Origin of the sequence: Microbacterium sp. Leaf351, assembly GCF_001423825.1 — a bacterium.
GTDB lineage: Bacteria > Actinomycetota > Actinomycetes > Actinomycetales > Microbacteriaceae > Microbacterium > Microbacterium ginsengisoli.
Genome location: NZ_LMPK01000034.1, coordinates 73,494 through 77,807 on the forward strand (window position 1 = coordinate 73,494; position 4,314 = coordinate 77,807).

Annotated in this window: 4 protein-coding genes and 1 pseudogene; 1 reads left to right on the forward strand and 4 read right to left on the reverse strand. The window is 71.4% G+C overall.

Annotation, left to right across the window (positions count from 1 at the left end):
• Window positions 1–259, reverse strand: a pseudogene (locus ASG00_RS18075) (GTPase HflX); the annotation flags it as partial.
• Between the two features lie 85 nt (window positions 260–344).
• On the opposite strand from ASG00_RS18075, the gene ASG00_RS10475 reads away from it, so the two are divergent.
• The gene (locus tag ASG00_RS10475) at window positions 345–998 is read left to right on the forward strand and encodes a class I SAM-dependent methyltransferase (protein WP_056209370.1); all 654 of its coding nucleotides are present in this window, start codon (window positions 345–347) and stop codon (window positions 996–998) included.
• A 122-nt stretch (window positions 999–1,120) separates the two neighbouring features.
• On the opposite strand, the gene dapF is transcribed toward ASG00_RS10475, so the two are convergent.
• From dapF to miaB, 3 genes are all read right to left on the reverse strand, one after another.
• Complete coding sequence (gene dapF, locus ASG00_RS10480) at window positions 1,121–1,972, reverse strand: diaminopimelate epimerase (protein ID WP_056209372.1); 852 nt, start codon at window positions 1,970–1,972, stop codon at window positions 1,121–1,123.
• A gap of 9 nt (window positions 1,973–1,981) precedes the next feature.
• Window positions 1,982–2,908, reverse strand: coding sequence for a tRNA (adenosine(37)-N6)-dimethylallyltransferase MiaA (miaA, locus tag ASG00_RS10485; RefSeq protein WP_056209374.1), 927 nt, complete (start codon window positions 2,906–2,908; stop codon window positions 1,982–1,984).
• A partial coding sequence (gene miaB, locus ASG00_RS10490; RefSeq protein WP_235559486.1) for a tRNA (N6-isopentenyl adenosine(37)-C2)-methylthiotransferase MiaB occupies window positions 2,905–4,314 on the reverse strand: 1,410 nt, incomplete at its 5' end. The genes miaB and miaA, both read right to left, overlap by 4 nt.

Here is a 4,314-nt window from a genome sequence, read left to right on the forward strand (position 1 = left end):
GCTGCCGGTACTCGACCTCGGTGACGTCCTCGAGCTCGGTCGAGAGCCCGGGTACACGCCGCAGCGCGGCACGCTCCTCACGGTCCCACTGCTCGCCGTCGGTCTCGCCGCCGTACGCGGTCGACGCGTCCTGCAGAGCCTGCGCGGACCCGAGCTCGTCGAAGCGACGCACTCCCGCCCGCGCCTCCGCCCGAGCGAGCACCCGCTCCACGGCGTCATCCTGTCGACTCGCGTGCGCGGTGTCGATGTCGTCCGTCATCAATTCCTTTCGAGGATGCCCCGTGGCCGCGGCATCCGCTCACTCTAGCCTCCCGCCCAGACGCGCTCTCCGCTACGCTCGCACCATGCCGAGCGACCACTACTTCAGTGCGTCTCCGGCCAGTCCCGAACAGCAGCGGCTGATCACCGTGACGCTCGCGGGACGCGACGTGCAGGTGACGACCGCGAACGGCGTGTTCAGTCCCGATCGCCTCGACGCCGGAACGTCCGTGCTGCTGGCGAACACGCCCCCGCCGCCTCCCGGAGGTCATTTCCTCGACCTCGGCTGCGGGTGGGGTCCGATCTCACTGTCGCTGGCGATCGAGTCGCCGCGCGCCACCATCTGGGCGGTCGATGTCAACCAGCGGGCCCTCGGACTCGTCCGCGCCACCGCGGAGCGCCTGGGCCTCGAGAACGTCAACGCGGTGACGCCCGACGATGTTCCCGACGACGTGGTGTTCCGCACGATCCGGTCGAACCCGCCCATCCGCGTCGGCAAGAACGAGCTGCACGACATGCTCGAGCGCTGGATCCCGCGGCTCGACGAGCGCTCCGACGGCTGGTTCGTCGTCGCCCGCAACCTCGGGTCGGACTCCCTGCAGCGGTGGATCTCGGCGACCTTCCCCATGGGCTACAGCGTGCACCGCGCGGCGACCGCGCGGGGGTACCGCGTCCTCAAGGTGCGCCGACACGGCACCCCGCCGACCGAGGCGATCGAGCTGCCCTACCCGGTCGACTGATCGGGCGCTTGTCGGCCGATTCCCCGCGGTCGCGCTCGAGGCGATAGCCCGCCGCGAGCGACGTCCGTCGAACGCGCACCCGCCGGTCAGGCGAGCGCGACCTCGCCCGGAGCACCCGCCGTTCAGGCGAGGGCGACCTCGCCCGTGTAGGTGAGCACGGCTGGGCCGGAGAGCAGCACGTGACCGTCGACGACCCGCACGCCGAGTTCGCCGCCCGGCACGGCGACGCGCCAGCGGTCGGGGGCGGCGGGGCCCGCCCAATGGCGCACAGCGAGGGCCGCGGCGGCGACGCCGGTGCCGCAGCTGAGCGTCTCGCCGACACCGCGCTCGAACACCCGCATGCGGATGGAACCGACCCCGTCCACCACGAGAGGCTCTCCCGGAACGACGAACTCGACGTTCGCGCCCGCCGCCGGTGCGGGCGTCAGCTGGGGAACGTACGCCAGCTCGAGGCCGTCGAGCTCGTCATGCGAAGGAAGTGCGACGACCACGTGCGGGTTGCCCACGTCGATGCCAAGACCGGGTCGCGCCACCGGCAGACCCTTGGCCTGCACCAGAACGTCGGTCTCGTCGACGACGAACACACCCAGGTCGACCTCGAAGCCGTCGCCGTCGCGACGCACGGTCTTGACGCCGGCGCGCGTGCCGATGCGCTGCTCGCCGAACGTCGCGAGTCCCGCCTGCTCGAGGTAGCGGGCGAAGACACGGATGCCGTTGCCGCACATCTCCGCCGCCGAGCCGTCCGCGTTGCGGTAGTCCATGAACCACTCGACTCCCGATGCCGCCGCCTTGGCGCCCTCGGCGATCGCCGCGGAGCGCACGACACGCAGCGTTCCGTCGGCGCCGATGCCGAAGCGGCGGTCGGTGAGAGCCGCGACCTGGGCGTCGGAGAGGTCGACGACGCCGTCGGGGTCGGCGATGATCACGAAATCGTTGCCGGTCCCCTGGCCTTTGGTGAACGGCAATGCGGGCATGGGTCGAGTCTACGGGCGCCGTGCGAGGGCCGCGTCGAGGGCGTCGGATGCCGCGGCATCCGGCTCGACCCACGCAAGACCGTCGTAGCGGCGGAACCAGGACACCTGCCGCCGCGCATAACGGCGGGTGAGCGCCTGGGCCTGGGCGATCGCCTCAGCCTCGGTGAGCACGCCGTCGAGCTGATCGAGCGCCTGTGCGTAGCCGATCGCGCGGCGCGCGGTGACGCCCTCGTCGAGTCCGTCGGCGCGCAGCCGTTCGGCCTCGGCGACGATGCCGTCGCGCCACATCCGCTCGACGCGGGCGTCGAGGCGGACGACGAGCTCGTCGCGCGCGACCCCGGGGGCCATGAGCAGGGTGTCCGCGCGCCACAGCACCGGGGCATCGGGAAGCGCTGCACCGTGCGTCGCCTTGCCCTGCGCCAGCACTTCGAGCGCGCGCACGATGCGCCGCCCGTTGGCCGGGTCGATGCGCTGCGCCGTGGCCGGGTCGAGATCGCGCAGACGCGCGAACAGCACGCCGGGTCCGTCCTCCGAGAGCTCCGCCTCGAGGCGCTCGCGCACCGCCTCGTCGCGCGGGGGGAAGCGGAAGTCGTAGATCACGCCGGAGACGTAGAGTCCCGAGCCGCCGACGAGGATCGCATCGGCGTCGCGCGCGTGGATCTCATCGATGAGACGCCGAGCCTCGGTCTGGTACCAGGCGACCGCGGCGTCGTCTCGCACGCTGAGCACGTCGAGCAGGTGATGCGGGATGCCGCGGCGCTCGGCGACCGTGAGCTTGGCGGTGCCGATGTCCATGCCGCGGTAGAGCTGCATCGCGTCGGCGTTCACGATCTCGGCGGCACCGCCGGTCGCGGCGAGGTGGTCGGCGAGCCGCAGCGACAGATCGCTCTTGCCGGTGCCGGTGGCGCCGACGACCGCGATGACGCGGCCGCTCACACCCCGACGCGGAGCGTGGGCAGCCCCAGCCGCACGGGCGCGCCCGGTGCGGACTCGCCATGGGGCGACGGGATGCCGCACGCCTCCGCCTGCCCGCGATCCCAGGCGTCACCGGCACGGGTGCGACGGATGCGCAGGGCGCCCTGCTCGCCGTCGGCGAGGAGGTAGAACGGCGCCGCCTGCGTGATCTCGACGGTCACGACGTCGCCCGGGCGCGGTTCGGGCGAACCGGCGGGCACCGCGAAGTGCACGAGCCTGTTGTCTTCGGCGCGCCCGGTCAGACGCAGGGTCGCGGCATCCTTCTTGCCCTCACCGGTGGAGACGAGCACGTTGACGGTGCGTCCCACTTGGCGTTGGTTCTCCTCGAGGGAGATGCGGTCCTGCAGCGCGACGAGGCGCTCGTAGCGCTCCTGCACGACCGCCTTCGGCACCTGGTCGGGCATAGTGGCCGCCGGCGTACCCTCGCGGATCGAGTACTGGAAGGTGAACGCGCTCGCGAAGCGTGCCTGCTCGACGACGCGCAGGGTGTCCTCGAAGTCCTCGTCGGTCTCGCCCGGGAAGCCGACGATGATGTCGGTCGTGATCGCCGCGTGCGGGATGCGGGCGCGCACCCTGTCGAGGATGCCGAGGAAGCGCTCGCTGCGGTACGAGCGGCGCATGGCCTTCAGGATGCGGTCGGAGCCGGACTGCAGCGGCATGTGCAGCTGCGGCATGACAGAACCGGTCTCGGCCATCGCGTCGATGACATCGTCGGTGAACGCGGCGGGGTGGGGGCTCGTGAAGCGGATGCGCTCGAGACCGTCGATCTCGCCGGCGGCACGCAGGAGCTTGCCGAACGCCTCCCGGTCGCCGAACTCGACGCCGTAGCTGTTGACGTTCTGACCGAGGAGCGTCACCTCGATGGCGCCGTCATCGACCAGCAGCTTGATCTCGCTGAGGATGTCTCCGGGTCGCCGGTCGCGCTCTTTGCCGCGCAGGCTCGGCACGATGCAGAACGTGCAGGTGTTGTTGCAGCCCACGGAGATCGACACCCAGCCGCTGTGGGTGCTGTCGCGCTTGGTCGGGAGCGTCGAGGGGAACACTTCGAGCGACTCGAGAATCTCGAGCTCGGCATCGCCGTTGTGGCGTGCGCGCTCGAGAAGGGTCGGAAGGGAGCCCATGTTGTGCGTGCCGAAGACGACGTCGACCCACGGCGCCTTGTCGAGGACGACCTGCTTGTCCATCTGGGCGAGACATCCCCCGACGGCGATCTGCATGCCGGCGCGGGCGTCCTTGCGGGCCTTCAGGTGGCCGAGGGTGCCGTACAGCTTGCCGGCGGCGTTGTCGCGAACGGCACAGGTGTTGATCACGACGACGTCGGCATCCTCGCCGTCGGCCGCGCGCACGTACCCGGCGCTCTCGAGAGA

Excerpts from the sequence above, each read along its gene's own strand:
- ASG00_RS10475 (WP_056209370.1), top strand. The coding sequence starts at position 345 with ATGCCGAGCGACCACTACTTCAGTGCGTCTCCGGCCAGTCCCGAACAG.
- dapF (WP_056209372.1), bottom strand. The coding sequence starts at position 1,972 with ATGCCCGCATTGCCGTTCACCAAAGGCCAGGGGACCGGCAACGATTTC.